Source organism: Streptomyces sp. NBC_01288 (assembly GCF_035982055.1).
Lineage (GTDB): Bacteria > Actinomycetota > Actinomycetes > Streptomycetales > Streptomycetaceae > Streptomyces.
On the sequence record NZ_CP108427.1, the window covers coordinates 9,627,347 to 9,652,880 of the forward strand.

Annotated in this window: 30 protein-coding genes; 21 read left to right on the plus strand and 9 right to left on the minus strand. The window is 70.3% G+C overall.

Going from position 1 to position 25,534, the window contains the following annotated elements; all coding sequences use genetic code 11:
• Positions 1–208 precede the first annotated feature (208 nt).
• Positions 209–1,681: a SulP family inorganic anion transporter gene (locus OG194_RS43280; RefSeq protein WP_327407390.1), complete on the minus strand. Its 1,473-nt coding sequence runs from the start codon at positions 1,679–1,681 to the stop codon at positions 209–211.
• 281 nt (positions 1,682–1,962) lie between these two features.
• Between OG194_RS43280 and OG194_RS43285 the strand changes: the two genes are divergently transcribed.
• From OG194_RS43285 to OG194_RS43320, 8 genes are all read left to right on the plus strand, one after another.
• Complete coding sequence (locus tag OG194_RS43285) at positions 1,963–2,367, plus strand: MerR family transcriptional regulator (protein ID WP_327406196.1); 405 nt, start codon at positions 1,963–1,965, stop codon at positions 2,365–2,367.
• Positions 2,368–2,490: 123 nt separating this feature from the next.
• Positions 2,491–3,957: a WGR domain-containing protein gene (locus tag OG194_RS43290; protein ID WP_327406197.1), complete on the plus strand. Its 1,467-nt coding sequence runs from the start codon at positions 2,491–2,493 to the stop codon at positions 3,955–3,957.
• Between the two features lie 229 nt (positions 3,958–4,186).
• Positions 4,187–4,336: a hypothetical protein gene (locus OG194_RS43295; protein ID WP_327406198.1), complete on the plus strand. Its 150-nt coding sequence runs from the start codon at positions 4,187–4,189 to the stop codon at positions 4,334–4,336.
• Positions 4,333–4,620, plus strand: a complete 288-nt coding sequence (locus tag OG194_RS43300; protein WP_327406199.1) for a hypothetical protein — start codon at positions 4,333–4,335, stop codon at positions 4,618–4,620. Before OG194_RS43295 ends, OG194_RS43300 begins: the two co-directional genes overlap by 4 nt.
• Before the next feature lie 181 nt (positions 4,621–4,801).
• Positions 4,802–5,041, plus strand: coding sequence for a hypothetical protein (locus OG194_RS43305; RefSeq protein ID WP_327407391.1), 240 nt, complete (start codon positions 4,802–4,804; stop codon positions 5,039–5,041).
• Positions 5,042–5,223: 182 nt separating this feature from the next.
• Positions 5,224–5,463, plus strand: coding sequence for an acyl-CoA carboxylase subunit epsilon (locus OG194_RS43310; RefSeq protein WP_327406200.1), 240 nt, complete (start codon positions 5,224–5,226; stop codon positions 5,461–5,463).
• Between the two features lie 134 nt (positions 5,464–5,597).
• Positions 5,598–6,083, plus strand: a complete 486-nt coding sequence (locus tag OG194_RS43315) for a cation:proton antiporter regulatory subunit (protein ID WP_327406201.1) — start codon at positions 5,598–5,600, stop codon at positions 6,081–6,083.
• A gap of 4 nt (positions 6,084–6,087) precedes the next feature.
• A complete protein-coding gene (locus tag OG194_RS43320; protein WP_327406202.1) occupies positions 6,088–7,323 on the plus strand; it encodes a cation:proton antiporter in 1,236 nt (411 codons plus the stop codon).
• Between the two features lie 138 nt (positions 7,324–7,461).
• Here OG194_RS43320 and OG194_RS43325 read toward each other — a convergent pair whose 3' ends face one another.
• Both OG194_RS43325 and OG194_RS43330 read right to left on the minus strand, forming a co-directional pair.
• Positions 7,462–8,394 (minus strand): M56 family metallopeptidase, encoded by a 933-nt coding sequence (locus OG194_RS43325; protein WP_327406203.1) that lies wholly within the window; start codon positions 8,392–8,394, stop codon positions 7,462–7,464.
• 6 nt (positions 8,395–8,400) lie between these two features.
• The gene (locus OG194_RS43330) at positions 8,401–8,793 is read right to left on the minus strand and encodes a BlaI/MecI/CopY family transcriptional regulator (RefSeq protein ID WP_327406204.1); all 393 of its coding nucleotides are present in this window, start codon (positions 8,791–8,793) and stop codon (positions 8,401–8,403) included.
• Positions 8,794–8,994: 201 nt separating this feature from the next.
• Here OG194_RS43330 and OG194_RS43335 point away from each other — a divergent pair, with 201 nt between their 5' ends.
• Together OG194_RS43335 and OG194_RS43340 are read left to right on the plus strand one after the other, a co-directional pair.
• Positions 8,995–9,570 carry a TerD family protein gene (locus OG194_RS43335; RefSeq protein WP_327406205.1) on the plus strand — a complete coding sequence of 192 codons (576 nt, stop codon included), beginning with the start codon at positions 8,995–8,997 and terminating at the stop codon, positions 9,568–9,570.
• Positions 9,571–9,850: 280 nt separating this feature from the next.
• Positions 9,851–10,042 (plus strand): hypothetical protein, encoded by a 192-nt coding sequence (locus tag OG194_RS43340; protein WP_442811829.1) that lies wholly within the window; start codon positions 9,851–9,853, stop codon positions 10,040–10,042.
• 11 nt (positions 10,043–10,053) lie between these two features.
• Here OG194_RS43340 and OG194_RS43345 read toward each other — a convergent pair whose 3' ends face one another.
• Positions 10,054–10,212, minus strand: a complete 159-nt coding sequence (locus OG194_RS43345; RefSeq protein WP_327406207.1) for a twin-arginine translocase TatA/TatE family subunit — start codon at positions 10,210–10,212, stop codon at positions 10,054–10,056.
• A 213-nt stretch (positions 10,213–10,425) separates the two neighbouring features.
• On the opposite strand from OG194_RS43345, the gene OG194_RS43350 reads away from it, so the two are divergent.
• Positions 10,426–11,448, plus strand: a complete 1,023-nt coding sequence (locus OG194_RS43350; RefSeq protein ID WP_327406208.1) for an LLM class flavin-dependent oxidoreductase — start codon at positions 10,426–10,428, stop codon at positions 11,446–11,448.
• A 49-nt stretch (positions 11,449–11,497) separates the two neighbouring features.
• Here OG194_RS43350 and OG194_RS43355 read toward each other — a convergent pair whose 3' ends face one another.
• The gene (locus tag OG194_RS43355; protein ID WP_327406209.1) at positions 11,498–11,896 is read right to left on the minus strand and encodes a YybH family protein; all 399 of its coding nucleotides are present in this window, start codon (positions 11,894–11,896) and stop codon (positions 11,498–11,500) included.
• Between the two features lie 31 nt (positions 11,897–11,927).
• Here OG194_RS43355 and OG194_RS43360 point away from each other — a divergent pair, with 31 nt between their 5' ends.
• From OG194_RS43360 to OG194_RS43385, 6 genes are all read left to right on the plus strand, one after another.
• Complete coding sequence (locus OG194_RS43360; RefSeq protein WP_327406210.1) at positions 11,928–12,527, plus strand: YdcF family protein; 600 nt, start codon at positions 11,928–11,930, stop codon at positions 12,525–12,527.
• Positions 12,528–12,768: 241 nt separating this feature from the next.
• On the plus strand, positions 12,769–14,094 hold the full coding sequence (locus OG194_RS43365; RefSeq protein WP_327406211.1) for an aminotransferase class I/II-fold pyridoxal phosphate-dependent enzyme: 1,326 nt from the start codon (positions 12,769–12,771) through the stop codon (positions 14,092–14,094).
• Positions 14,095–14,158: 64 nt separating this feature from the next.
• A complete protein-coding gene (locus OG194_RS43370) occupies positions 14,159–15,052 on the plus strand; it encodes a dihydrodipicolinate synthase family protein (RefSeq protein WP_327406212.1) in 894 nt (297 codons plus the stop codon).
• An 11-nt stretch (positions 15,053–15,063) separates the two neighbouring features.
• Positions 15,064–16,371, plus strand: a complete 1,308-nt coding sequence (locus tag OG194_RS43375; RefSeq protein WP_327406213.1) for an MFS transporter — start codon at positions 15,064–15,066, stop codon at positions 16,369–16,371.
• An 88-nt stretch (positions 16,372–16,459) separates the two neighbouring features.
• Positions 16,460–17,791, plus strand: coding sequence for a cytochrome P450 (locus OG194_RS43380; protein WP_327406214.1), 1,332 nt, complete (start codon positions 16,460–16,462; stop codon positions 17,789–17,791).
• A gap of 124 nt (positions 17,792–17,915) precedes the next feature.
• Positions 17,916–18,458, plus strand: a complete 543-nt coding sequence (locus tag OG194_RS43385; RefSeq protein ID WP_327406215.1) for an RNA polymerase sigma factor — start codon at positions 17,916–17,918, stop codon at positions 18,456–18,458.
• A 72-nt stretch (positions 18,459–18,530) separates the two neighbouring features.
• Here OG194_RS43385 and OG194_RS43390 read toward each other — a convergent pair whose 3' ends face one another.
• The 3 genes from OG194_RS43390 to OG194_RS43400 are packed head-to-tail and all read right to left on the minus strand — an operon-like array spanning position 18,531 to position 21,224.
• Complete coding sequence (locus tag OG194_RS43390) at positions 18,531–19,277, minus strand: DUF6461 domain-containing protein (RefSeq protein WP_327406216.1); 747 nt, start codon at positions 19,275–19,277, stop codon at positions 18,531–18,533.
• Between the two features lie 55 nt (positions 19,278–19,332).
• Positions 19,333–19,989, minus strand: a complete 657-nt coding sequence (locus tag OG194_RS43395) for an HAD-IA family hydrolase (RefSeq protein WP_327406217.1) — start codon at positions 19,987–19,989, stop codon at positions 19,333–19,335.
• A gap of 32 nt (positions 19,990–20,021) precedes the next feature.
• Positions 20,022–21,224, minus strand: coding sequence for an MFS transporter (locus OG194_RS43400; RefSeq protein ID WP_327406218.1), 1,203 nt, complete (start codon positions 21,222–21,224; stop codon positions 20,022–20,024).
• 89 nt (positions 21,225–21,313) lie between these two features.
• Here OG194_RS43400 and OG194_RS43405 point away from each other — a divergent pair, with 89 nt between their 5' ends.
• The 4 genes from OG194_RS43405 to OG194_RS43420 all read left to right on the plus strand — a co-directional run bounded on the left by OG194_RS43405 (position 21,314) and on the right by OG194_RS43420 (position 24,428).
• On the plus strand, positions 21,314–22,078 hold the full coding sequence (locus OG194_RS43405; protein ID WP_327406219.1) for a DeoR/GlpR family DNA-binding transcription regulator: 765 nt from the start codon (positions 21,314–21,316) through the stop codon (positions 22,076–22,078).
• A gap of 210 nt (positions 22,079–22,288) precedes the next feature.
• Positions 22,289–22,873 carry a dihydrofolate reductase family protein gene (locus OG194_RS43410; RefSeq protein ID WP_327406220.1) on the plus strand — a complete coding sequence of 195 codons (585 nt, stop codon included), beginning with the start codon at positions 22,289–22,291 and terminating at the stop codon, positions 22,871–22,873.
• On the plus strand, positions 22,870–23,283 hold the full coding sequence (locus tag OG194_RS43415) for a VOC family protein (protein ID WP_327406221.1): 414 nt from the start codon (positions 22,870–22,872) through the stop codon (positions 23,281–23,283). The genes OG194_RS43410 and OG194_RS43415 overlap by 4 nt, the downstream gene beginning before the upstream one ends.
• A gap of 188 nt (positions 23,284–23,471) precedes the next feature.
• Positions 23,472–24,428, plus strand: a complete 957-nt coding sequence (locus OG194_RS43420; protein ID WP_327406222.1) for a DUF4232 domain-containing protein — start codon at positions 23,472–23,474, stop codon at positions 24,426–24,428.
• Positions 24,429–24,869: 441 nt separating this feature from the next.
• Here OG194_RS43420 and OG194_RS43425 read toward each other — a convergent pair whose 3' ends face one another.
• Positions 24,870–25,502 (minus strand): TetR/AcrR family transcriptional regulator, encoded by a 633-nt coding sequence (locus OG194_RS43425; RefSeq protein ID WP_327406223.1) that lies wholly within the window; start codon positions 25,500–25,502, stop codon positions 24,870–24,872.
• Positions 25,503–25,534: the final 32 nt, after the last annotated feature.

Consider the following 25,534-nt stretch of genomic DNA (forward strand, 5'->3'; position numbering starts at 1 on the left):
CGAGGCGCACGGTCACCAGGGAACTCGGCGGCCGGCCCGTCCAACGCCTGTGCCGGAGACTGCTGTTGCACGGCGGACGAACAGGGCTGCTGAACATGCTCAAGGTTGCACCCGCGGGGCCGCACCGTCGGCTCAGGAAGTCGTCGACCGTCGGCACCTCCTGGAGAACCTGACGGCAGTCGTCGTAGCGGATGAGTCTGTGGGCCGGTCAGTTGTCGCCGGTGAGTTCGCCGCTGAGGGTCTTGTGGATGCGGGCGCTGGGCTCGTTCAGGCTGATGATCTCGACGGTCTTGCCGCGCTGGGCGTACTTCGTCTCGATGGTGTCGAGCGCGGCCACCGAGGAGGCGTCCCAGATGTGGGCGGCGGACAGGTCGATGACGATCTTGTCGGGGTCGGTGGCGTAGTCGAAGCGGCCGACGAGGTCGTTGGAGGCGGCGAAGAACAGTTCGCCGGTGACGGAGTAGACGACCTGGGTGCCGTCGGGGTCGGTGACCGAGGTGACGTCGGCCAGGTGGGCGACGCGTTTGGCGAAGATGACCATGGCGGTGATGCTGCCGACCACGACGCCGACGGCGAGGTTGGACGTGGTGACCACGCAGGCGACGGTGATCGCCATGACGGTGATCTCGCCGGCGGGCATCCGCCTGAGGGTCCTGGGCGCGATGGAGTGCCAGTCGAAGGTCGCGAAGCACACCATCACCATGACGGCGACCAGGGCGGCCATCGGGATCTCGGAGACGACCGGACCGAAGACGACGCACAGCACCAACAGGAACGCGCCGGCCAGGAACGTCGACAGCCGGGTGCGGGCGCCGGAGACCCGTACGTTGATCATCGTCTGGCCGATCATGGCGCAGCCGCCCATCCCACCGAAGAAGCCGGTGACGATGTTCGCGATGCCCTGGCCGATGGACTCGCGGGTCTTGTCGGAGTGCGTGTCGGTGATGTCGTCGACGAGCTTGGCCGTCATCAGCGACTCCATCAGGCCGACCAGGGCCACGGCGAGCGCGTACGGCGCGACGATCTTCAGCGTCTCCAGGGTGAACGGCACGTCCGGCAGGCCCGGCACCGGCAGCGAGGACGGCAGGTCGCCCTTGTCGCCCACGGTCGGCACCGCGATCCCGGCGGCGACGGTGATGACGGTCAGGACGACGACGGACACCAGCGGCGCCGGGATCACCTTGCTGACCTTCGGGAAAAACACCAGCATGGCCAGGCCGGCGGCGAGGAGCGGATAGACGGCCCAGGGCACGTCGTGCATCTCCGGTACCTGCGCCACGAAGATGAGGATGGCGAGGGAGTTCACGAAGCCGACCATCACCGAGCGCGGCACGAACCGCATCAGTTTCGCGACGCCGAGCGCCCCGAGGACGATCTGGAAGACACCGGCGAGGATCACGGCCGCGACGAGGTAACCGAAGCCGTGCTCGCGGTTGAGCGGACCGATGACCAGGGCCACGGCACCCGTGGCCGCGGAGATCATGGCGGGCCGGCCGCCGACGAACGCGATGGTCACGGCCATCGTGAACGACGCGAACAGACCGATCGCCGGGTCGACCCCGGCGATGACCGAGAACGAGATCGCCTCCGGGATCAACGCGAGGGCGACCACCAGACCGGCCAGTACCTCGGTGCGGAACACCTTCGGCGACAGCCAGGACGGGCGACGGGAGCCGCGCATCCACGCGGCCGGGGACAGGTGGGACAGCGGGGACGGTACGGAGGGGGCCAAGACGCGATGAACCTGTCGTGCTCGGGCACGCCCGGTGTCACCGTGGGCGCGCGGGGAGGCATGAGGAGAGGGGAGGGTGACGATCCATAACGTCGTCGGCCCCGACATGGTTGATGGGCACGGCACAGCACAGGCCGCTCCCAACGCCAGGGAACTCTACCCTAACGTTAGAGTAGAGTTCGGCGGCGGTCCTCCGGGGGCCGTATCGAGAGACGAGGAAGGCGCCCCGCGTGAGCAGCGAGCACATGCAGATCGGTGAGGTCGCCGCGCGGACCGAACTGTCGCTGCGCACCATCCGGCACTACGAGGAGACCGGCCTGGTCACCCCCTCCGCCCGTTCCCAGGGCGGCTTCCGCCTCTACACCGAATCCGACGTCGCCCGTCTGATGGTCGTCCGCCGGATGAAACCGCTCGGCTTCACGCTGGACGAGATGCGCGACCTGCTGGAGGCCACGGATCGCCTGGACTCCGGTGAGGAACTGCCGGCCGGTGAGCACGAGGAGTTGTTGGAGCGCGTACGCGGCTTCGAGCGTGCCGCTCACCGGCGGGTGGCGGACCTGCGCACCCAGCTGGCCCGCGCGGAGGAGTTCGCGGTCACGCTGGCGGAACGCCTGGCGCGGACCCCCGCACCCTGACACGCGCGAGCGGAAGCACGCCAACTGCCCTCGCCGGCACGGCGATGTCAGTGGTCACCATTAGTTTGGAGTCACTGGAGATCGGCCGCACGGGCCGAACTGACCTTTGGGGAGGGGTGTGCTGTGTCCGCTGCGCAGACACGACAGTCGGGGAACACGACGTACCTGGAGCTGTCTCAGGACAGTGGTGGCGCCCACAAGTTCTACGAGGTGACTGTCGAGGGGAGCACCGTCTCCGTGCGGTACGGACGGATCGGCGTCGACGGGCAGCGCCAGGTCTCCTCCTTTCCGACCGTCGAGAAGGCGCAGGCGGCAGCGGCGAAGAAGATAGCCGAGAAGGTACGGAAGGGGTACGCGCCCGCGGTTCAGGGGCAGCGCGCGGCCCGCGCCGTGACGCGCCGTCAGGTGACGTCCGCCCCGTCGACGGCGCGGGCGACCGCCCCGGTGCTGTGGCGGTTCCGTACCGGCGCCTCGGCGTTCGGCATCCACGTGGACGAGGACCGCTGCTGGGTCGGCAACCAGCACGGCAGTGTCTACAACCTGAGCCACGACGGCGAGGTGCTGGCCCACTACTCCCTGCCCGACGGTGTGAAGTGCCTGGTGGCGGACGACTTCTGGATCTACGCGGGCTGTGACGACGGCCGGGTGTACGACCTCTCCTCGAAGGTGCCGTTCGCGGCCTACGACATCGCCGCCGAGGTCGACATCTTCTGGCTGGACATCCACGCGGGCGTGCTGAACGTCTCCGACCGCAACGGCGGGCTGACGGTCATCGACCACGAGGACGAGCTCCAGTGGTCGCGCAACTCGTCCGGGGACAACGCGTGGATGGTGCGGGCCGACGACCACGCCGTCTACCACGGGCACAGCCAGGGTGTGACGGCGTACGCGGCGGACGGCGCCAGACAGCTCTGGCACACCGCGACCAACGGCAACGTGCTCTTCGGGTGGCAGGAGGAGCACGCGGTCTACGCCGGGACGGGACGGCGGGTCGTGCAGCGGCTCGCGAAGTCCTCCGGGGTCATCGAGGCCTCCTACCAGTGCGATGCCGCGGTGTACTCGTGCGCCACGTCGGCTGGCGGCCGGTACGTCTTCGCGGGCGACTCGGCGTCCTCCGTCTACTGCTTCACCGCCGACGGCACCCGGCTGTGGAAGCTCGGCACGGGCGGCGGTTCGGCGCTGTCCATGCAGTACCACGGCGAACGGCTGTACATCGTCTCCACGGACGGCTCGCTCGCCTGCATCGACGCGAGCGAGGCCGCGATCACCGCCGCCCAGTCGGGCACCGTGCCGGTCGCCGCGGACATCAAGCTGGCGGCCGCCATGCCGACGTACGCACCGCTGACCACCGCCGCCTCCGTTGCCACGGTCAGCGCTGTCTCCGCGGACGGGAGCGGAGTCGTCGTGGAGTGCTTCGAGCAAGGCGGCCGCGTGCGGGTGCATGTGGTCTCCGAGGGCTATGAGCAGGGGTGGAACGTCCAGTTCCCGCGTGCGATACGCGAGCCCGGAGCGCGCTATGTGGTGGACGCGCTGCATTCCTCCTCGGCCGGCTTCTACCGGGTGCGCGGGGAGATCAGGCGGCTGGTGTGACGGGTGGGCGGCGGAAGCGGTCCCTCGTCCGCGAGCAGCAGGGGCGGGCCCCGCGACTGCTCTTCCGCGGACGGCCCGTTCTCCGGGGGAATGGTCTCGTTCACTGTCGCTCCTCCGCTGTGCCCGTCGGTGGGCTCTAACGAGACACGGACGATCGTCCAGCCGTTTCCGACGCGCGATCTGCATGCCGGCCCGTGACATGGCCGGCGGACGACGGGGAGACGGAATCATGGACGGTGTCTCACGGAGCAGGACGGTCTGGCGGGCGTTCTGCCGTTCCGGCCTGCGCTCCCTGGTGGCTCTGGGTTCCTTCTACCTCGTCATCCCGGAGGCCTTCGAGGCGCTGGCCTTCCTGCGCACCGAGCGCCCCGGCGAGTGACCGCTCAGCTCCGCACGGCGGGCTGGAACAGGTCCCGGCGGATTTCGATCGCCCGGTTGCCGAAGGCGGGCCAGCTGACCCTGGCCGCCGGGACGATCGACGACGTCGTCGGCTGGGTCCTGCTGTCCGTCGTCTCCGCGATGGCCACCACCGGAGTGCACCCGTCGACACTGGCCACGTCGTTGATGTGGCTCGTGGTCGTCGCCGTCGCGGCGCCCACGGTGCTGGCCGGTCGGGCGGCGGTCTCGTGCTCGCCCGGCTGGCCCCGGTGCGCGCCTTCGTGATGAGCGTCCTCACACCTCTGTTCTTCGCCACGGCGGGTCTGCGGGTGGACCTCACCGCGCTGCGCCACCCCGTCGTGCTCGGGTTCGCCCTGCTGGTGCTGCTCCTCGCCGTGCTTGGGAAGTTCAGGGGGCCTTCGTCGGAGCGCGCATCAGCGGGCTCACCAAAGGGGAGGCGCTCGCCATCGGCGTCGGCATGAACTCGCGCGGGATCATCGAGATCGTGATCGCCTCGGTGGGCCTGCGGCTGGGCGTGCTGGCGACCGACTCCTACACCGTCGTCGTCCTGGTGGCCGTGGTCACCTGGCTGATGGCGCCGCCGATCCTGCGGTTCGCCATCCGGCACATTGAGCAGACCGCCGAGGAGACCCTGCGCGCCCGGGTGGCCGCGCGGGCCCGGGGGGAGCAGCTGGACCCGGCTTGAGTGCGGGGCGGCCGCGGGGAGGCGGGCGGATCTGTCGGGGTGCCGCTGCGCCCGCCGTTCCCGGCGTTCCTGCCCGTTCCGCTGCTCCCGCCGACGTAGAAGCCGAGGAGACCTTGCGCACTCGCCATGCCCCGCGCCAAGCACGTCCCGCTCCCCAGCCGCAAACACGGGAACCCGCCGCAGTGAGCGCCGACGCCTCGCCCGCCACACTCCTGACCGTACGACGCGGCACCCCGACCGACACCGAACTCGCCGCCCTGACAGCGGTGTTGGCGATCGCACTCAGCCGCCGGACGGCCACGTCCGACACATCCGCGGCCCGCTCGATGCCGACACCCTGGTGCCGTCGGGAGGAGCCGGACCAGCAGTCGGCGGTGAACTGGTCGGCCGCTCCGCGCGCCACGTCCCGGGGTGCGCCGTGACCGACATGGCGTAGGCGTCATCTCTCCCTCACCGGGTACCGACGGACCCCTCCTGATCACGCCGACTCCTGCGGCTGACACGATCGGAGTGAGTCAGCGCATCAGATTCCGACAGAGAGGATAGGGAGACACACATGGGTACTCCACGCGTGAGCAGTACGCCGTTGCCAGGGATCGGTGTCCGGTACGACCTGACGACGCGTGAGCGGCGCCGTGTGTCGGTGGTCGCGCACCGGGACGGCGAGCGCACGCTGAACGCGTACCGTGCGGACGATCCGGACGCCTGTGCCCTGTCGGTACGGCTGACCGCGGGGGAGACGACGGCGCTCATCGACGCCCTGCTGCCCTCGCACCACAGCCCGAACCTGCTGTCCACCACCGAACTCGGACTGGTCGCGGAGCGCGTCCAGCTCTCGGCGCTCTCGTACTGGAACGGCCGCGTGCTGGGTGAGACCCGGATGCGCACCGAGACCGGCGTCTCGATCGTGGCCGTACTGCGCCGGGCCGAGGCCGTCCCGTCTCCCACGCCGGACTTCCGGCTGGCCGGCGGGGACACCCTGATCGTGATCGGCACACGCGAGGGCGTCGAGTCGGCCGCGGCGATACTCGGGCGGGAGTGAACCGGTGCATTCGTCCGCGAGGTTCCTGATCGAGTTCGGCGCGATCATCCTGGCCCTGGGGCTGCTGGGCCGGTTCGCCGCGCGCTTCCAGTTCTCCCCGATACCGCTCTATCTGCTGGCCGGGCTGGCCTTCGGCGAGGGTGGGCTGCTCCCGCTGGGCACGAGCGAGGAGTTCGTCGCCATCGGCGCCGAGATCGGTGTCATCCTGCTGCTGTTGATGCTCGGCCTGGAGTACTCGGCCAGCGATCTCGTCTCCAACCTCAAGACCCAGTACACCGCCGGTCTCGTCGACGCCGCCCTCAACGCCCTGCCCGGCGCGGCCATGGCGCTGCTGCTCGGCTGGGGGCCGGTCGCCGCGGTGGTGCTGGCCGGGGTCACCTGGATCTCCTCCTCCGGCGTCATCGCCAAGGTCCTCGGCGACCTGGGCCGTCTCGGCAACCGCGAGACCCCCGTCATCCTCAGCGTCCTGGTCCTGGAAGACCTCTCCATGGCCGTCTACCTGCCGATCATCACCGCGCTGCTGGCCGGCACGGGCCTCGCGGCGGGCAGCCTCACCCTGGCCGTCGCGCTCGGCGCCGCGGCACTCGTCCTGCTCGTCGCGGTCCGCTACGGCCGCCACATCTCGCGTTTCGTCTCCAGTGACGACCCGGAGAAGCTGCTGCTGGTGGTCCTGGGTCTGACCCTGCTGGTCGCCGGTCTCGCCCAGCAGCTCCAGGTCTCCGCGGCCGTGGGCGCGTTCCTGGTCGGCATCGCGCTGTCCGGGGAGGCCGCGGAGGGCGCGCACAGTCTGCTGTCCCCGCTGCGGGACCTGTTCGCCGCCGTGTTCTTCGTCTTCTTCGGCCTGCACACCGACCCGGCGAGCATCCCGCCGGTCCTGCTGCCCGCGCTGGCCCTGGCGGTCGTCACCGCCGGCACGAAGATCGCCACCGGGTACTGGGCCGCCCGGCGCGCGGGAATCTCCGCGAAGGGCCGCTGGCGCGCGGGCGGCACACTGGTCGCCCGGGGCGAGTTCTCCATCGTCATCGCCGGACTCGCCGTCACCTCCGGCATCGAACCCTCCCTCGGTCCCCTGGCGACGGCGTACGTGCTGATCCTGGTCATCGTCGGCCCGCTCACCGCCCGCTACACCGAGCCCTTGGCCTCCCTCCTGACCGGGCGGCTACGCAAGCCCGCGCCTACGGCCGACACGGCTGGCGGACTGGAGAGCGTGGCCGAGGAGCCGCATGAGGTGGGCCAGTGATCCGGTCTCTCTGAGCGCAACGGCGTTGTGGCCGACGGGAGTTGTGTGTCCTGTCGGCCACGGGTGGGATGTGCCGGACTCCGCGGACGCGGGTCCCGCTTCGCCACCGCTCGTCGGCGGTGCGGACCTTCCGTCTGCCTAGAGCGGGGTCGCCGCGTGCAGGAGCAGCAGCAGCGTCACGGCCGAGTTCGCGGAGAGCGTCGCGGACAGGGCGGCGCCCGCCGCCGCGCTCCAGAGCGCCAGGCTCACGGCGGTGAAGAGTGGTGGCCAGGTGCGTGCCGGGGGCGGCGGGGCCAGCAGGGCGGCGACCCGGCGGGGGAGGGGGCCCGGCGCCGCGAGGGCCGCGAGCGTCGGTGCCGGCGTGCCGCGGGAGACGAGGGCCGCCTTGCCGATCGCGCGGGCGACGGCTCTACGGCTGCCGACGGACTGGGCGGCCTCCTCGTCCGCCCAGCGCTCCGTGACGTAGGAGACCGCTGTACGCAGCGGCAGCAGGAACGGGTTGGCGCGGGCGGCCAGTTGGACGATCAGCAGGTGGCGGTGGTGCCGGGCGGTGAGGTGGGCTCGCTCGTGGGCGAACAGGGCTCGGCGTTCACGGGAGTCGAGGCAGGCGAGCAGGGCGGTGGTCACCACGATGCGGTCGCGTGGGCCGGCGGGGAGGGCGTAGGCGTACGGCTCGTCGTCGGGGAGGATCGCGACCGGTGTGGCACGCAGTCCGGCGAGTGCCGCGTGGGCCCGGCGCCGAACCAGGCAGTGGCGCCAGAGAGTTCGGCCGCAGCCCATGACCACGGCCAGGAGGACGGGAATCGCGGCCTTCCCCACGATCTCGTCGTGGGGCACGCTCTCGCGCACCTCGGGGTCCGACCAGCCGTCCGGCAGCGGGTTGCCCGGCAGTTGGGCGGTGCCGACCACCATCAGGAGGCCCAGGCACAGCGTGCTGCACAGGGCCATGACGGCGGCCATGGCGCTCAACAGGCCCGTGGCGGTGCGGGGATGCAGGTGCTGGGTGGCCAGGTGGGCGATCGGCCAGGCCGTCAACGGCAGGACGAGCGGCAGGAAGACGAAGACGCCCACGGGACGTCAGCCCGCCGACTCGTCGGTGGCCTGGTCCAGCAGGTCGCGCAGCAACCGCTCGTCGTCCTCCGGAAGGGCGGTGATGAAGCTGGCCAGCACCGCCCGGCGGTCCTGCTCGCGGTCGAGCACCTTGCGCATCTTCAGAGCGGCGAGCCCCGCCTCGTCCGCGGCCGGCGACCAGGCGAACGAGCGGCCCTCCCGTACGCGGGTCACGGCCTGCTTCTCCAGCAGCCGGCTCAGCACTGTCATCACGGTCGTGTACGCGAGCTCGGCGTCCAGGCGCTCCTGCACCCAGGCCGCGGTCACCGGCGAGTCGGCCGTGCGCAGGACGGTGAGCACCTGTGTCTCCAACTCGCCCTGCGCCCGGCGCGGAGGGCGCGGATCCGGCTGCTTCGCCACGCTCCGCCTCCTCCTGTGTGTCTGCCATTGCGCTGTTTCGGGCTCGCGATCGTCCCGTCCATCGTATCGACGCGGTACTGCTCGGCCGCACCGTACTCGGCCGCACCGTCCCGTCCCCTCGATTATTTCTACAGTGTTGTAGATTTTGGTTCGGGTCCGTGCCGCGGACCCGAACCGTCGGCAAGCGTGGAGGGACGAATCATGGGTGTTTCCCTGTCCAAGGGTGGCAACGTTTCGCTGAGCAAGGAGGCACCGGGGCTTACGGCGGTGCTGGTCGGCCTGGGCTGGGACGTGCGCACCACGACCGGCACCGACTTCGACCTGGACGCCTCGGCGCTGCTGCTCAACGCCTCGGGCAAGGTCATCTCCGACCAGCACTTCGTCTTCTACAACAACCTCAAGAGCCCCGAGGGTTCGGTGGAGCACACCGGCGACAACACCACCGGTGAGGGCGAGGGCGACGACGAGTCCATCAAGGTGGACCTCGCCGCCGTACCGGCCGAGGTCGACAAGATCGTCTTCCCGGTCTCGATCCACGACGGCGAGTCCCGCAGCCAGAGCTTCGGCCAGGTCCGCAACGCCTTCATCCGCGTCGTCAACCAGGCCGGCGGCGCCGAACTCGCCCGCTACGACCTGTCCGAGGACGCGTCGACCGAGACCGCGATGGTCTTCGGTGAGCTGTACCGCAGCGGTGCGGAGTGGAAGTTCCGGGCGGTGGGCCAGGGGTACGCGTCCGGACTGGCGGGGATCGCCTCCGACTTCGGGGTGGGTGTCTGAGAGCCGGTCGGGGGAGGGCTCACGTAGGTCGGTCGACCTGGGCAAGTCCGGTGGCGGCGCCCTGAGTTCGGTACGGATGGGGCTCGGCCGGCGGGCCGCACCGCGCAAGGCTTCCTGGCCGGGCCGACCGATCGCCGCGAGATCGACCCGGGCGCTTCGGTGCTGCTCTTCGTCGACCTCGGCCGTGTCCCTGTCCGACCTCCCAACTCCGGGTGTCGGACAGGGCGAAGAGGGGAACCGTCCCCCGATGAACAACATACGGTGCACTCAATGCGGTGCGGTGGGGCTGGAGCCGGGCTTCGTCGAGGAGTCCGGACAGGGCGCCCGCGGGTTCGCGCGGTGGATCGCGGGCCCGCTTCAGCGAGGCCCGCTCGGCAACGCCAGGAAGATGGGCCGACCGCGTTGGCAGATCGACGCCTATCGTTGCCCGACCTGCGCACACCTCGAACTGTTCGCCGCCCAGCCGGACTAGGCACTAAGTCGTCAGGGACGCTGCGAGTCGTCCTCCCTGAGTGCCCTGGCCTCGCTCTTGAAGATCCGGGTCGCCTTGCCCGCCGAACGCGTCAGTTCCGGCAGCTTCTTGATCCCGAGAACGACCACGACGACGAGAAGGATCACGGCCAGTTCGCTCAAGCCGAACATCAGGTCTGCTTTCTCCCGGGGAGCGAGGCCGCTACGGCGTACCGGCCACACGCTTCAATCTACAGTGCTGTAGAAGTCTCTCCCGAGGTGTGATCGCTCAACAACCCCGCCTTCCGGTCCGGTTCGCCCCTCACCGGCCGGATGGCCTGGTCACACCATTCGGGCGCGGGGAATCAGGGGAATCAATCGTGGCCGCCGGACGCTTCAGGCTGTGTGAAGAAGATAGGTTTTCTCTCCTTTGGTCACTGGTCGCCGAGTCCGCACTCCAAGACCCGGTCCGCCGCCGACTTCCTGCACCAGTCCATCGATCTGGCGGTCGCCGCCGAGGAACTCGGCGTGGACGGTGCGTACTTCCGCGTGCACCACTTCGCGCAGCAGGCGGGCAGCCCGTTCCCGCTGCTCTCGGCCATCGGTGCACGGACCTCGAAGATCGAGATCGGCACCGGCGTGATCGACATGCGCTATGAGAACCCGCTGTACATGGCCGAGAACGCGGGCGCCGCCGACCTCATCTCCGGCGGCCGACTGCAACTCGGCATCAGTCGCGGGTCACCGGAGCAGGTGATCGACGGCTGGCGTTACTTCGGTTACGCGCCCGCGGAAGGGGAGACCGGCGCGGACATGGCGCGCCAGCACGCCGAGGCCTTCCTCAAGGTCATCGAGGGTGAGGGTTTCGCGCGGCCGAACCCGCGGCCGATGTTCGCCAACCCGCCGGGGATGCTGCGCGTGGAGCCGTACTCCGAGGGGCTGCGCGAGCGGATCTGGTGGGGCTCCAGCGCGAACGCGACGGCCGTGTGGGCCGCGGGGCTGGGGATGAACCTGCAGAGTTCCACGCTGAAGGACGACGAGACGGGCGAGCCGCTGCACGTCCAGCAGCGCAAGCAGATCGAGGCGTACCGCGAGGCGTACAAGGAGGCGGGCCACACGCGCGAGCCGCGGGTGTCGGTCAGCCGCAGCATCTTCGCCCTGACCGATGACATGGACCGGGCCTACTTCGGCAACGACCGCAACTCGCGGGACCAGGTCGGCATGATCGACGACACGACCCGGGCGATCTTCGGACGCTCGTACGCCGCCGAGCCGGACGTGTTGGTGAAGCAGCTCCAGGAGGACGAGGCCATCCAGGCTGCCGACACCCTCCTGCTGACCGTCCCGAACCAGCTGGGGGTCGACTACAACGCCCATGTGCTGGAGAGCATCCTGACTCAGGTGGCACCGGAGCTGGGCTGGCGCTGACCTCGTTCGGCGAGAATCTCGTTCGACGGGCTGGGAGCGGATCCGCAGATCAGGAGCTCAGGTGCTCGTGCTGCATCTTCCACCCACCCTCCCGTTTCACGAGCACGTTCGTGCCCCGTCCCTGTCCGGACCGGGGCCGGCCGTCGACCACCCCTGTCCAGGAGAAGCGGTACCGGCACACGGCGTGGTCGGCGGCCAGGACGACCCACTCAAGATCCCGGATTTCGTACACCTCGTCCTGAATGGCCGCGAAGGTCTGCTCGATGGCTTCCGAGATCTCGCCCAGGCCCCGATGGGAACCGTCGGAGAACCAATAGACGGCATCCGCATCGATCAACGGCGCCACACGATGGATGTCGTGAGCGTTGGCGGCCTGCTCGTACCGCGTCATGAACGCCGTGAGCTCGGCGGCAGGTTCTGACGTGAGATCTGATGTGAGATCTGACATGGGGACGGCCTTCTCCTCCTAGAGTCGCCGTATGCGGCGAAGTACAGGACTGGCGATGGCCGGGGTGGCGGCCCTGGCCTGGGGTGAGTGGTTGAACTGGCGCTGGTCTCGGATTCTGGTGGGGAGGAACGAGGGCGGTTCGGAGGCCGTAGTGGTGTTGGGATACCGGAATCCCCAGGCGACGGCGAACGTGATCAACCGATGGCGGGTCCGTGCCGGCATTCGCTCCATCGCCGCCGACGGTGCGCGGGGGACGTGCGTGATCTTCAGCGGCGGTGCGCCCGGCAGAGGCGTTGCGGAGGCCCAACTGATGGCCGACTACGCGAAGTCGGTGCTGGGGTTCGACGGCAGGGTGCTCCTGGAGGACCAAAGCGCGACGAGATGGGAGAACATCACGAACGTGATCCCACTCCTTGAAGACGTGGACCGCATCAAGATCGCCTCCCAACCAGCGCATGCGCTCAAGGCCCGTGCGTACTTGCGGCGGCAGCGCCCCGATCTCGCGGCGAGGCTGGTGCGCGCGGACGACTACCGCCCCGGCGAGTGGGTGGTCGTCAAGCCGCTGTTGGCTCTGTACGGGCTGTGGACACTGCGCGGGCTCAGGGCCGACGAGCGGAGGGTGGCGCGGTAGGCAACCGCTGTGCTCCACAAGGGTGTTCGGGGCCTGCGGGCGGTCCCTGCGGGCGTGGAGTCGTAGCCGGGTCGTAGTCGCCCACTCACCGCTCACCCACTCACCGCGCACCCGTTCATCCGCTCACCCCCTCACTCCGAACCCGCAACCCATGAACCGCCGCGCCCACCCATGACGTATCTTTGACATAGGACAAACTTTGGCATAGGACTAAATCCTCTGTTCGAGCGGAGCTGATCACGTGGGCATCAAGGGCACCACCGCGGCCGAGATCGCGGGCAGCGTGCGGGATCAGGTCGCCTCGGGCGAGCTGGCGCCGCGGGCGGGTCTGCCCCCGGTACGTGTGCTCGCGGCCGAGTTGGGGGTCAACCGGAACACGGTTGCCCTCGCCTACCGGCGGCTTGTCGAGGCGGGCGTGGCCGAGACGCGGGGGCGCGGCGGCACGGTGGTCGCGGCGGTGCCGCAGCTCGCGCGGGAGGGTGTTGCCGCCGGTGTCGGGGGTGACTGCGTCGACCTGGCAAGTGGGAACCCCGATCCGATGCTGTTGCCCGACCTCCTGGCCGCCGCCCGGCGCGGGGACTACAGCCCGCCGCTGTACGGCGCGCCCGCCATCGACCCGGGACTGGACGCCTGGGCCCGCGCCGACTTCGCCGAGGACATCGACCAGCCGTTCCGCACGCTGGTGACGCACGGAGCGGTGGACGCCACCGAGCGACTGCTCAACGCTCACCTCACCCGCGGGGACCTGGTGGCGATCGAGGACCCCTGCTTCCTGGCGAGCATCGGGACGCTGCGGCTGAGCGGTTACCGCTCCGCGCCCGTCGCGGTCGAGGGCGCCGGTATGCGCCCCGACGCGCTGCGGGCCGCCCTGGAGGCCGGTGCCCGCGCGGTCGTCTGCACGCCCCGCGCCCACAACCCGACCGGCGCGAGTCTCACCGAGGAACGGGCGGCCGACCTCCGGGCGATCCTTGCCGAGCACCCCCAGGTTCTCGTCATCGAGGACGACCACTTCTCGGCGGTCTCCGCGCGGCCGTACCACCGGGTCACGCCACCCGGCAGTACACGCTGGGCGTTGGTCCGGTCCGTGTCCAAGTTCCTCGGACCGGATCTGCGTCTCGCCCTCCTCGCCGCCGACGCCGAGACCACCGCACGCCTGGAGGCGCGGTTGAGCGCGGGCACCACCTGGGTCAGCCGCCTGCTGCAACACACCGCCCGTGAACTCCTGTTGGATCCCCGGGTCCACGAACTCCACGAACGCGCCCGCGAGTTCTACGCCCGTCGCAGCGGCCTGCTCGTCGAGCGGCTGCGCGCCCAGGGCATCGAAGTCCCATACCAGCCCGACGGGTTGAACGCATGGGTCGAACTCGACGTCGACGGACGATCCGTGGTCGCGGCCCTCGCGCACCGGGGCTGGGCGGTGCGGCCGGGTCACCTCTTCGCACCGGATCCGGCCGCCCACCAAGGGGCGATCCGGGTCACCACCTCCACGGTCACCGAGGCGCAGGCCGAGGCATTCGCCGCCGAACTCGCCGCGGTCGTAGCGGAGTTGCGCTCGACGGACACCTGACCAACATGATCTGCCTGCCCACTTCGCCCGCCCATTTCTATCTCCCCTCACTCAAGGAGCCATCATGTTCCGCGGTCTGAGCGCCTTCCCTCTCACACCCACCGGCGAGCAGGGCATCGACGAAGCGGCGTACGCGGCGCTCGTCGCCCGCCTCGCCGCCGCAGGCGTGGACTCCATCGGCGCGCTCGGCTCCACCGGCGGCTACGCCTACCTCACCCGGGAGCAGCGCGCCCAGGCCGCGAAGATCGCGGTGGGGGCCGCCGACGGGACTCCCGTCATCGTCGGTATCGGCGCGCTGCGTACGTCGCACGTGCTGGAACTGGCCGAGGACGCGCAGAAGGCGGGCGCCTCCGGAGTGCTGCTCGCCCCGATGACGTATCAACCGCTCACCGAGGACGAGGTGTTCGGTCTGTACGAGGACGTCACGCGCGAACTCTCCGTGCCTTTGTGCGTCTACGACAACCCGGGCACCACGCACGTCCACTTCACCGACGAACTGCACGGCCGTATCGCACAGTTGCCGAACGTCGGCTCGATCAAGATCCCCGGAGTGCCCGAGGACCCGCACGAGGCTGGACTCCGCGTCGACGCGCTGCGCGCGCTGATCCCCGACACCGTCACCATCGGGGTGAGCGGAGACTGGACGGCCGCCCGCGGCCTCAACTCCGGTTGCGACGCCTGGTATTCGGTGACCGGCGGCACCTTTCCACTGACCGCCGTCGCCCTCACCCACGCAGCCCAGGCCGGTCACGCGGACCAGGCGGACCAACTGTCCGCAGGACTCGAACCGTTGTGGGCCCTCTTCCGCCGCCACGGCAGCCTGCGCGTCATCTCCGCCGCTGCCTCCCACCTCGGCCTGACCGAAGAGCCGAACCTGCCGCTTCCCCTGCGAGGCCTGGACGAGACCGCCCGCCAGGAGGTCGTAGCCGCTCTGGACGCCCTCGGGCTCACCTCCTGAGCACGAACCACATGGGTGAGCAGCACATGGGTGAGCAGCACATATCAAGCACGCGGAGGGTGTGGGAAGTTCCGCCTTCGCTCGGAAAGGGTGGCAGGGGTGTAAAGGGCGGCAGGGATGGCGGGCGCGGCAACGGCCTCGCGCGCTACGTCGTCGCCGCGGCCCTCGCCCGTACGGCCGACGGGGGAGCGGTCGTCGCCGTCGTTCTGCTCGTCACCTCGTCCGGTGGCTCGGGGGCACTCGCGGGAATCCTGGGCGCCTGCATCACCGCCCCGCACCTGCTCGGCCCCTTCGTCGCCCGGCCGCTGGACCTCGCCCGGGACGGCCGGAAGGTCATCGCGGCGGCCTGCCTGCTGTACGCCACCGCGCTGACCGCGGGAGTACTGGCATACGGGCACGCACCCGCCGTGGTGACCGGGCTGCTGCTGGCCGCGGCCGGCACCTGCGGGCCGCTGCTGACCGGAGGTATCAGCAGCCGGCTGCCCGCCGTCGTCGGACCGCGACCACGACTGCGCGCGCAGCGGCGGGCGCAGGGCTGGGACGTGGCCACCTACGGCATCGGCGGCACGGTCGGCCCGTCGCTGGTGGCCGCGCTGTCGGGGTGGGTCTCGCCCACCGCGGCGGCTCTCGCCCTCGCGGTGGGGGCGGCCGCGGCGGCGGGCGGTGTTCTGCTGCTGCCGTTCACCGCGCCGACCCACGGTGGAGACAGGTCGGCGATCCTCAAGCCGGGGGCGACCCTCGCGCTGATAGCCCGCACCGGCCCGCTGCGGCGCACCGTCTACCTGACGATGATCGTCGCCCTGAGCGTCGCCGCCCTGCCGATCACCGCGGTCCACATGATGAAGATCCTCGGTGTCGAACCGGCCACCGCGGCCGTACTGACCGCCGCCTACGGCCTCGGCAATCTCACCGGGTCCGTAGCCGTCATGGTCTTCCCGCTCACCGGCGACCCGGACCGGCTGATGCGCCGCCTCGCGCTGGGCGTCGTCGCCGGTCTCCTCACCGTCGCCGCGAGCCCCGCCTTCACCGTGACCGTCTCGGCCTACGCCCTCACCGGGATCGTCAACGCCTTCTTCTTCGCCTCCACCCTCGCGGCCCGCACGGAGTACGCGCCGAGCGGAGCGCGCGGCCAGGTCTTCATCTGGGTCGCGGCCCTGAAGATCACGTCCGGTTCGGCCGGAACGGCGTTGGCCGGTTCCCTGACGGGCGTGACCGTCCAACTGCCGCTCGTCGTCGGCCTCTTGGCGGTTTCGGCGGCTGTCGTCGCCGCGACCGTCGAGACGCGCTTCGGGGGAGCCGACGAGAAACGCCTCCCGTGACGGCGCCGGCGACAAGCGAATCGAACCGACACAGCCTGTTTCCGGAACGGCAACTCGTCCATGTCCGTACATGATCTAGCCTGGCGCGATGCGCACCACGACTTCGCTGCTGCCGGCCTTTCGACCCCAGATCCAGGAGCGCCTCTACGACTTCTACGAGGAGCTGCGCACCACCGACGAGCTCTTCTGGGACCGTCACCTGAGCGCCTGGATCGCCACCGGGCACGGGGTGGTCAGCAGCGCCACGGGCAACCCGGGGCTGTCCTCGGTGCGTTACCCCGACATCGAGGCCGTGTCCGAGGAACTGCGCCCGCTGGCCCGGGTGTTGAGCCGGCAGATGCTCTACAACGACGCCCCGGACCACTCCCGGCTGCGGGGCCTGATCAGTAAAGCCTTCTCCCCACGGGCAGTTGAGACACTCCGCGCCCGGATCACCGAAGCCGTCGACCGGATCATCGACGAGGCGGCGCCGACCGGGCGGATGGACATCGTCGCGGACCTCGCGCGCCCGCTGCCGCTGACCATCATCTGCGACCTCCTCGACGTACCGCAGGAGGACCGCCCCGCCCTCACGGCCTGGTCCGAGCCGATCGCCGAGGCCATAGGCAACTCCCGGCTCGACGCCGACCGCAACCGCGAGGCCTCGCAGAGCATGGACGACATGCTCGCCTACTTCCGCGGACTCCTCACCGGCCCGGACACCCCGCCGGCCCCGGACAGCCTGCGCGCCCTGGTGACCGCACAGGCGGAGAGCACCGACCAGGACCCCGACGAACTCCTCGCCAACTGCGCCCTGTTGCTGATCGCCGGCCACGAGACGACCACCCACTTCATCGGCAACGCCACCCTCGCCCTCCTCCACCACCCGCACGCGGCCGAGCAGTTGCGCAAACGGCCGGACCTGTTGCCCGCCGCGGTCGAGGAACTCCTGCGCTACGACGCCCCGGTCCAGCTCATGCTGCGCCGGGCCCGGCACGACCTGGACCTCGCGGGCCGCACCATCGCCGAAGGGCAGACGGTGCTCCTGGTGTGCGGTGCCGCCAACCGGGATCCGGCCGTGTTCCCCGATCCTCACGTGCTGGACTTCGAGCGGCCCGGCGGACGGCACATGGCGTTCGGACACGGCCCGCACTTCTGCCTCGGCGCGGCGCTCGCCCGGCTGGAGGGCACCATCGTCCTGGAGGCCCTCCTCACCCGCCTCCCCGACCTGCGTCTCGACACAGCCGAGCCCCCGAAGTGGCAGCGCAGCCTCAACTTCCGCGGCCTGACCCGCCTGAACGTCGCCTTCACCCCGCCGACGGACGAGACCGGCGACACGCGCGCGACGCCGACCGACGGTTCCCCGAGCGGCCTCGACGACACGGCCCACACCGGCGAGTGCCCGTTCCGGCCGGACCCGGGAGACGCCCCGGACGCGTGACCCCGGCTGAGTTCCAACACGGTCTTCCTGAACGCCTGTTGCACCCCTGTGCGCGCCGGACACGTAGGGGCAGACGCCAGGGAAGGAAGCACATGCCCATGCCACCGAAGCCCGGTTCGCCGAGGTGTACCTGGCGCACTACGAGGACGCGCTGCGGTTCGTCCGCCGTCGCGCGCATCCGATGAACGTCGAGGACGTCGTCGGTGAGACGTTCCTCGCCGCGTGGCGCCGACGGCGCGAGCTGCCCGAGGACGCGCGGCCGTGGCTGTTCGGCACCGCCCGCAACCTGATGCTGAACGCGAACCGGGGTATGCGCCGGCAGTGTCTGGACGCGACGGACCTGAACGGCACCGGCGCCGATCCGGTGATCAGTAACGCGGACCTGCGCGGGAAGGTCGCCTCGATGGTGGTCACGCGCGGCGACGTGTCTGCCTACTGCCTGGCCGGTTCGGACGGCGGCGACGAGGAGCTCAACTCCGTGGTCGGCTGGGCGGGTTCGGACGTCGAGGGCATCACCGTACGGGACCACGGGCACACGATCGAGGCCACGATCCAGGGCGGCCGCTTCACCGCCTGGTGGCCCGACGGCGACCCCGACGGCACCCTCCCCCCGCACCTGGCCGGCGGTTCGACGCGCACGGTGAAGGGCGGCACCCTGCTCGGCTGACCGGGCCGGGCGAGCCGCCTCGCAGCTCGCGTGGACTGTCGGACCGGGTGGGGTCCGACAGTCCACAGCGCCTCAGGCCTGCCCGCCCTCGATCTCGGCGCGGGTGAATTCCTTGTAGAGGCGTTTCCCGTAGGCGTCGGTGATGTCGATGACGATGCCGGTCCACTCCTCCACGGGTTCTTCGGGTACATGCCCGAGTTGGTATTCGGCGCCCTGGAGGAGTTCCTCCGTCACCCGGACCCCGGTCAGCCGCTCGGCGAGGGCGAAGGCTGCCGCCGTGGTGTCGACACGCTCGCTGGTCTCGTCCTCATCGTCCGAGAGCACGTAACCGACCTCGCACATAGCCGAGTTGAGGGCATCGGGGGCGCTGCCGTGCCTGGCCGTGGGCCACTCGAAGGTGGTCCGGAGTTCCCCGTTCTCGTACCAGTGGAAAAAGTGCATGGGCTTACCGCCATTGCTGGAGTGCACCACGGCGCACCCGTCGTCCGTCAAGGCTTCCAGGAAGCGCGACTGCATCCCCGTGCCTCCCTCTGCGACGTGCAGGACGAGCGTCCAGTCACCGCCCTCGCCCGGGACGGTGAACGCCCCCGCCGTGAAGGACCCGTCCGAGTAGTCCTCCGGGGCGCGCAGTTCGTCCTGCCGCTCGATCAACGCGTCCGCCCCCGTGCAACTGCCCTGGGGCTCCGCCGCCATCACCCGCAGCACCTCCCTCGGGGCGACGCCGCGCACCAGGGTCAGGGTGTACCCGGCCTCCAGCGCGTAGCGGAACAACCTGGAAGAACGTATCCAGGCATAGTCATGTGCGGTCACCGAAGTCATGTGGCACAGTCTGGCCGCTGCCACTGACAACGGCCGTGGCACGGGCCGGGCGCTTTCACAGCCCTCGCACGTTCCCCGTGGGCCGTCGGGTCGTCAACCATGTGCCCATGACCGCCGCCAACTCGTCGCGACCGGTGAAGACGTGTCCGTTCATGCCCATGGCCCGCGCGGCGCCGACGTTCTCCTCTCGGTCGTCGACGAAGAGGAAGTCGCTCGGGGCGGCCCGCATGGCGACGACGCAGTGACGGAAGGCTGCCGGGTCCGGCTTCGCCGCCTCGATCTTTCCGGAGAAGGCGACGTGGTCCAGACGGTGCAGCCAGGGTTGCGCGGCGAGGAAGGCGTCCGCGTGGTCGGCCGGGATGTTGGACAGCAGGGCGACCTCGGCGACATCGCGGAGGGACTGGACGTAGGCGACCATCCGGTCGTCGACCCGCGACCAGCTGTCGATGTCGGTGAGGCGCAGTTCCTCGATCATGTCGGCGTCGGCGTCGGCGTCGGCGGACAGGGACAGCCGTCGTAGTACGGCGGTCCAGTACTCGGACGCCGACTGCCGACCAGCGTCGTAGGGCGGGCGGCAGTCCCAGTAGGCCATGGTGAAGGCGTCGGTGGGTGTGTGGCAGCGGGCGGCCATCTTGCCCTGGGCGTCCGGGCGTTGGTGGCGGGCGATGACCCCGAAGAGGTCGAACAGGACGATGCTGCGGTCGGTGGACATGGGCGGGGTTCCTCCGGATTCCGAGGGGCGTGTCAGCTGCCGCTCGCTGCCAACTCGGGCGTGCGGTCTGCTCCGGTGCGCAGGATCCCGGCGGCCACGGCGGTGATCGCACACAGCAGGATCAGCAGGACGAAGGCGTGGTTCAGGGCGACGACGTGGGTCAGCCAGCCGATGGCGGCGGGACCGGCGAGCATGCCGACGTAGCCGAGCCCGGCGACACGGGAGACGTTGGCTCCCGCGGCGGCGGGGTCGGCGTGCCCGGCCGCGCTGAAGAGTTGCGGGACACAGCCGGACAGGCCCAGACCGAACAGCGCCCACCCCGCGAACGCGGCCCATATCCACGGCGAGACGGTGACGATCGTGATGCCTACCGCGGCCGTCGTCGCGCCGTGGCGCAGGATCGCCATGGACCCGAACCGGGTGACGAGACGGTCGGCGAGGAGCCGTCCGATGGTCATCGTCGCCGCGAAGGTGCCGTAGGCGAAGGCGGCGGTGCTCGCGGGTGCGCCGAGGACGTCCTTCAGGTGCAGCGCGCTCCAGTCGTTGGCGGCTCCCTCGCACAGCATGACCATCAGGGCGAGGACGGCGAGGATCCAGATGCGCCTGCGGGTGCTGCGGCGGTCGATCGCCGGTGTGTGCTGGACCGTCTCACCCGGGTCGGTGTCGGCGGTGGTGGGCGCGGCCGGCAGGAGGGCCCGCGCCGACACCAGGGCGACTACGATCCCCAGGACTCCCATGGCGGCCATGCCCGCGGCCGGGCTCAGACCGGCGCTCGCCGTAGCCGCCCCGACGAGCGCGGCGAGGACGCCGCCGACGGAGAACGTGGCGTGGAAGGCCGACATGACGGGTCGGCCGTACGCCTTCTCCACGTGTACGGCGTGGGCGTTCATGCTCACGTCCAGGCAGCCGTTGCAGAATCCGAAGACCAGCAGGGCACCGGCCAGCGTCCACGGGTCCCGGGGGAGGCCGGGCAGCACCAGGGCCGCGCTGCACAGCACGCCGGTGGCGGGGACGACGACGCGCGCCCCGAGACGGTCGGTCAGCCGCCCGGCCACCTGCATGCCGATGAAGGCGCCCAGGCCCAGCAGCACCAGCAGCCCGCCGAGCGTCGCGTGCGTGATGCCCACGCGCTCCTCGACGGCGGGGATGTTCACCACCCAGGTGCCCATCAGAGTGCCGCACAGGCTGAAGTAGACAAAGGTCGCTATGCGGGCTCCTCGGAGCGAATCGTTCATGACGACCACGGTAACGAACATCTGAGGCGATTGAATACTGTCTCTTCGCACACATTGAATGTTCGTTTTGGTTGGTGTTCAATCGCGGTATGAGCAGCAACACCGACCGGCACGGGACGATCGCGCAGGCCGTCAGGGAATCGGGCAGGGTCACGGTCCAGGATCTCGTCGAACTGACCGGCGCCTCCGAGATGACCATCCGGCGCGACCTCGACGCGCTCTCCGCGCAGGGCGTCCTCGAACGCGTCCGCGGCGGCGCGCGCACCCTGCTGCTCAGGGGCGAGGAGCCGCCCTTCGCGCTGCGCGCCCACGAGGCCGTCGACGCCAAGCGCCGCATCGCCGCCGAGGTCTCCTCGCTCATCGCCGACGGCGAGACCGTCCTCCTCGACAGCGGCACCACCTGCCTGGAGATCGCCCACCTGCTGCGCCGGCGACCGGTCACGGTGATGCCCCTGTCGTTGCAGGCCATCCACGTGTTCGGGGAGAGTCCTGGCCCGGCCACGCTGATGGTGCCCGGCGGGCAGCCCCGGGGCGCCGAGGGAGCCCTCACCGGCCCCCTCGCCCTCGCGTCCCTCGCCGCACTGCGCTTCGACACGGCCGTCATGGGCTGCTGCGGTCTCAGCGCGGCGCAGGGCCTGACCGCCTACGACCTCGACGACGCGGCCGTGAAGAAGGCCGGCATCGCCGCCACGCGTCGCATCATCGTCGCCGCCGACGGCAGCAAACTTGGCCACACCGCCTACGCCTACGTCGGCCCGTCCACCCTCCTGCACACCCTCGTCACCGACACCGCGGCGCCCGCCGACGAGGTCACCGCGCTCGAAGACACCGGCACCGTCGTCAAGGCCGTCTGACCGGACCGTCGGTCGTCGGTCGTGAGATTCGGTTATGGGATGTGAGTTCCCGCGGTGACTCGTACCTCCTGCGTGGCCCGGCAGCAGGGTCGGCCGGTCGGGCCGATGAGTTTGCCGGTTGCCTGAAGTCTTCCCCCGTGACATGACCGCCTCGTCGGCGGATCAGGAGACACCGGATCCCGGTGTCACGGAGGAGAGACGGAGGCCAGGATGAGCAATCCGATTCGGCTGTACATGTCGATGTCGCTCGACGGCTATATCGCCGGTCCGGACGATCGGCCGGGCCAGGAGCTCGGACGCGACGGCGGACGGCTCTTCAACTGGCTCGACGACCGGAAATCCGACGGTCCCAGCGGCCAGGTCTACCGCGAGGCACTGGCGACCGGCGCGGTGATCTCCGGCCGGCGGACCTTCGAACTCGCCGGGCGCTGGCAGGGCGACCACCACGACGGCGTGTCGATCCTCGTCCTCACCCACCAGGTGGACGACGGGGACGTGCCACCCGGCCACGCGCGATTCGTCACCGACGTCGACGACTGCGCCCGTCAAGCTCGCGCAGCCGCAGGGGATCGGCCGGTCATGGTCCATGGCGCGGGCGCGGCCCAAGCGCTTCTCCGAGCCGGGCAGATCGACGAGATGGAGATCCACCTGATCCCGGTCCTCCTCGGGGACGGCCGGCGGCTCTTCGACCACCTCGGTGCCGATCACATCGAACTCGACCTCGTCCGACGGCTTGAGGACCGAGACGTCACTCACCTCCGCTACCGGGTAAGCCGACCGGGGGAGGCCGCGTGAAGACCCTCTTCGTCTCCTACCGCGTCACCGACCTGGACCGCTCGCTCACCTTCTACACTGCCTTGGGCTACGGCGAGTTGGGCAGGGTCGAGATCGGCGACGGGGCTCGCCTCGTGATCCTCAGCTTCCCCGGCGAACCGGCCGCCTCGCTCGAACTGGTCCACCGCCCCGACGACGGACCGGTCGACGTGGGCAGCGGTTTCGACCACCTCGCGATCCAGGTGGACACACTGACCACCACCCTGGAGACGCTGACCGAAGCCGGCCTGGAGCCCGAACCCCTCCAATACCCGGGCGGCCCGCACGGCCCGAGGACGTCGTGGCTCACGGACCCGGACGGTTACCGGATCGAGTTGGTGGAATGGCCGTCCGGACATCCCGACGGCATCACCGCAGCGGACTTCGCCTGAGGCGGCCACGGTCCATGGAGAGGGTGTCGCGGAGCGTATTGCTCCGGGTGAGCGGGCAGTCCGCCAAGATGTCACGGCAGCCGGACACACCCAACTGCCCCCGCCCTCACCGAACTTGTGACAGCCTTGTGACCGGAATTATGGCCTCCATCACATGCGCGGGGCGCACACGCTGATCAGATGACCGGATGCCCAGACCTGCCGCACCCCGCCCGGCCCTCGCCCGCACCGCCCCCTTCCTGTCGGCTCTCGCGGCGACCGCTCTGCTGCTCACGGCCTGCGGGACGGAGCGCGCGGGCTCCGGGAACACCGGTGCCGGCGTGGCCGCGTCGCCGTCCCGCACGCAGGTCGCCGATCCGGGCAAGGACGGTGTACGGGTCACCTCCCTGACCCTCCCGTCGCCGTCCCCCTCGCCCACCCGCAGCCACTCCGCCTCCGCCGACACCCCCGCCAGGGACTCGGGGATCGTTGCCGCCTACGAAGTCACCAACAAGGGCACCGAGACCCTGACCTACTCGGTCATCATCACCTTCATGAGCGCCGACGGCGGGGCCATGGCCAACCAGACCGCGACCGTCCGCGACGTCGGCCCCGGAAAGACCGTACGGGGCACGGTCCGTGCCGGCGAACTGCCGCCCAGCACGCCGCGGGTGACACAGGCCAAGGTGCTCGAAGTGCACAAGGTCCCATCGAGCGAGGCGCCGGCCGCACCGGGTACGTGCCCCGCCTCCGGGATCCGGGTCAGCGCCGACCAGGGCGACGCGGCCATGGGGCTGCGCGTGGTGGGCCTGCATCTCGACAACTGCGGCAAGCGCGACTACGGCGTCGACGGCCACCCGGTGCTGGAACTCCTGGACGACGACCTCAAGCACGTCGACGGCGTCAAGATCCTGGACAGCGGCGGCGAGGTCACCCCCGGCAGCGTGGACGACAAGCCGTCCGGTCCCGTCACACTCGGGCCCGGCGAGTCGGCGACCGCCAGCCTGGTCTGGCACAACACCACCGAGTTCGGAACGCCGGTGAACGTGCCCTACGTACGGGTCCGGGCGAAGGCCGGTGCCGACCCGGTGATCGTGACCCCGAACCTCGACCTCGGAACCACCGGAAAGCTTGAGGTCACACCGTGGCAGAAGGACGAGGGCTGAGCGGACCCTGAGAGAGGGACCATCGCCACCGGTGTCTGACGACGGACTGTCGTACGTTGACTTCGGGCCCGCGCTTCGAACTCGGCCCGGTCGAGCCGGAGTTGGCCCTCTCCGTGGGCAAGGAGGGCGACGCCGGGGGGCAAGGCCCGGTTCTGGGCCGCGGAACTCGGCACCGAGGGTAGGGAGTCCCACACCTCCACCCGGCGGATCAAGCTGGTCCTGGATCCGCTGGATGGAGGTAGCGAGGTTCCCCCGCACGTTCCCCGGCATCCGAACCACGATCTGCCCGGCCGGCCCGGTGCCCCACGACGGGCTGAACCGCACGGCTGCTCCACAACGGCCCTGCCGGGTACCCGACTTCGAGGTCGTGCGGGACGACGGATCGGGCGGGATCCGGCGCATGGCGCTCGACCCCCTCACCCGTCGCCCCGCACGTCGGCCTCAGCCGCCGCCGTCCCCGCGGAACGCCCCGGCCACCACGGGCACCAACTGCCGCTCGATCTGCTCGGCGGACATGGCGGCCAGCTCGGTGCCGATGGGTGCGAGGGCGAGCCAGTTCAGCAGGCCGGCCGCGCAGCGCGTACGGAAGATCAGTTCCTGCTCGTCGACTCCGGGAACGTGAGGCGTCAGCACCCGAAGGACATCCCGGCGACTCTGGACGAACTTGGCGGTCAGCCGCTCCCACCCCTGAGGCGGTTCGATGCCGACCCGCGCCACGGTCCGCATCACGGCCAGATCCTGCCCACCGGCGGAAATCGCGCGCACCATCGGCCCGGCGAACGCCGCCGCCACCTCCCTGAGGGTCGGAGCGGAGCCAAGGGAGTCGATGGCCTGCATCTGCGCGTCCAGATACCGTTCCAGCGCGTGCTCGATCGCGGAGTCGCACAGCGCCTTCAGTGACCCGAAGTGGTAACTCACCGCGGCGACGTTGGCTCCGGCGCGCTCGGTGATCTCGCGGAGCGTCAGGCCGTCCTGGCCTCGCTGCGCGAGCAACTCCAGGGCGGCAGCCTGTAGACCGTCCCGCGTGCGCTGACCGGCCTCGCGGCGCAGGTCCGTCTTTTCCACCCTGGTCATGGCAGGTATTCAAGCGGTTGCTTGAGTACATT

Bases quoted from the DNA above. Each gene is read 5' to 3' on its own strand.
- OG194_RS43395 (WP_327406217.1), bottom strand. From the start codon at position 19,989: ATGTCCACCGACCGCAGCATCGTCCTGTTCGACCTCTTCGGGGTCATC.
- OG194_RS43360 (WP_327406210.1), top strand. From the start codon at position 11,928: ATGCGGCGAAGTACAGGACTGGCGATGGCCGGGGTGGCGGCCCTGGCC.
- OG194_RS43400 (WP_327406218.1), bottom strand. From the start codon at position 21,224: ATGAACGATTCGCTCCGAGGAGCCCGCATAGCGACCTTTGTCTACTTC.
- OG194_RS43380 (WP_327406214.1), top strand. From the start codon at position 16,460: ATGCGCACCACGACTTCGCTGCTGCCGGCCTTTCGACCCCAGATCCAG.
- OG194_RS43335 (WP_327406205.1), top strand. From the start codon at position 8,995: ATGGGTGTTTCCCTGTCCAAGGGTGGCAACGTTTCGCTGAGCAAGGAG.
- OG194_RS43370 (WP_327406212.1), top strand. From the start codon at position 14,159: ATGTTCCGCGGTCTGAGCGCCTTCCCTCTCACACCCACCGGCGAGCAG.
- OG194_RS43390 (WP_327406216.1), bottom strand. From the start codon at position 19,277: ATGACTTCGGTGACCGCACATGACTATGCCTGGATACGTTCTTCCAGG.
- OG194_RS43355 (WP_327406209.1), bottom strand. From the start codon at position 11,896: ATGTCAGATCTCACATCAGATCTCACGTCAGAACCTGCCGCCGAGCTC.
- OG194_RS43410 (WP_327406220.1), top strand. From the start codon at position 22,289: ATGAGCAATCCGATTCGGCTGTACATGTCGATGTCGCTCGACGGCTAT.
- OG194_RS43420 (WP_327406222.1), top strand. From the start codon at position 23,472: ATGCCCAGACCTGCCGCACCCCGCCCGGCCCTCGCCCGCACCGCCCCC.
- OG194_RS43315 (WP_327406201.1), top strand. From the start codon at position 5,598: ATGGGTACTCCACGCGTGAGCAGTACGCCGTTGCCAGGGATCGGTGTC.
- OG194_RS43375 (WP_327406213.1), top strand. From the start codon at position 15,064: ATGGGTGAGCAGCACATGGGTGAGCAGCACATATCAAGCACGCGGAGG.
- OG194_RS43425 (WP_327406223.1), bottom strand. From the start codon at position 25,502: ATGACCAGGGTGGAAAAGACGGACCTGCGCCGCGAGGCCGGTCAGCGC.
- OG194_RS43295 (WP_327406198.1), top strand. From the start codon at position 4,187: ATGGACGGTGTCTCACGGAGCAGGACGGTCTGGCGGGCGTTCTGCCGT.
- OG194_RS43345 (WP_327406207.1), bottom strand. From the start codon at position 10,212: ATGTTCGGCTTGAGCGAACTGGCCGTGATCCTTCTCGTCGTCGTGGTC.
- OG194_RS43405 (WP_327406219.1), top strand. From the start codon at position 21,314: ATGAGCAGCAACACCGACCGGCACGGGACGATCGCGCAGGCCGTCAGG.
- OG194_RS43280 (WP_327407390.1), bottom strand. From the start codon at position 1,681: ATGCGCGGCTCCCGTCGCCCGTCCTGGCTGTCGCCGAAGGTGTTCCGC.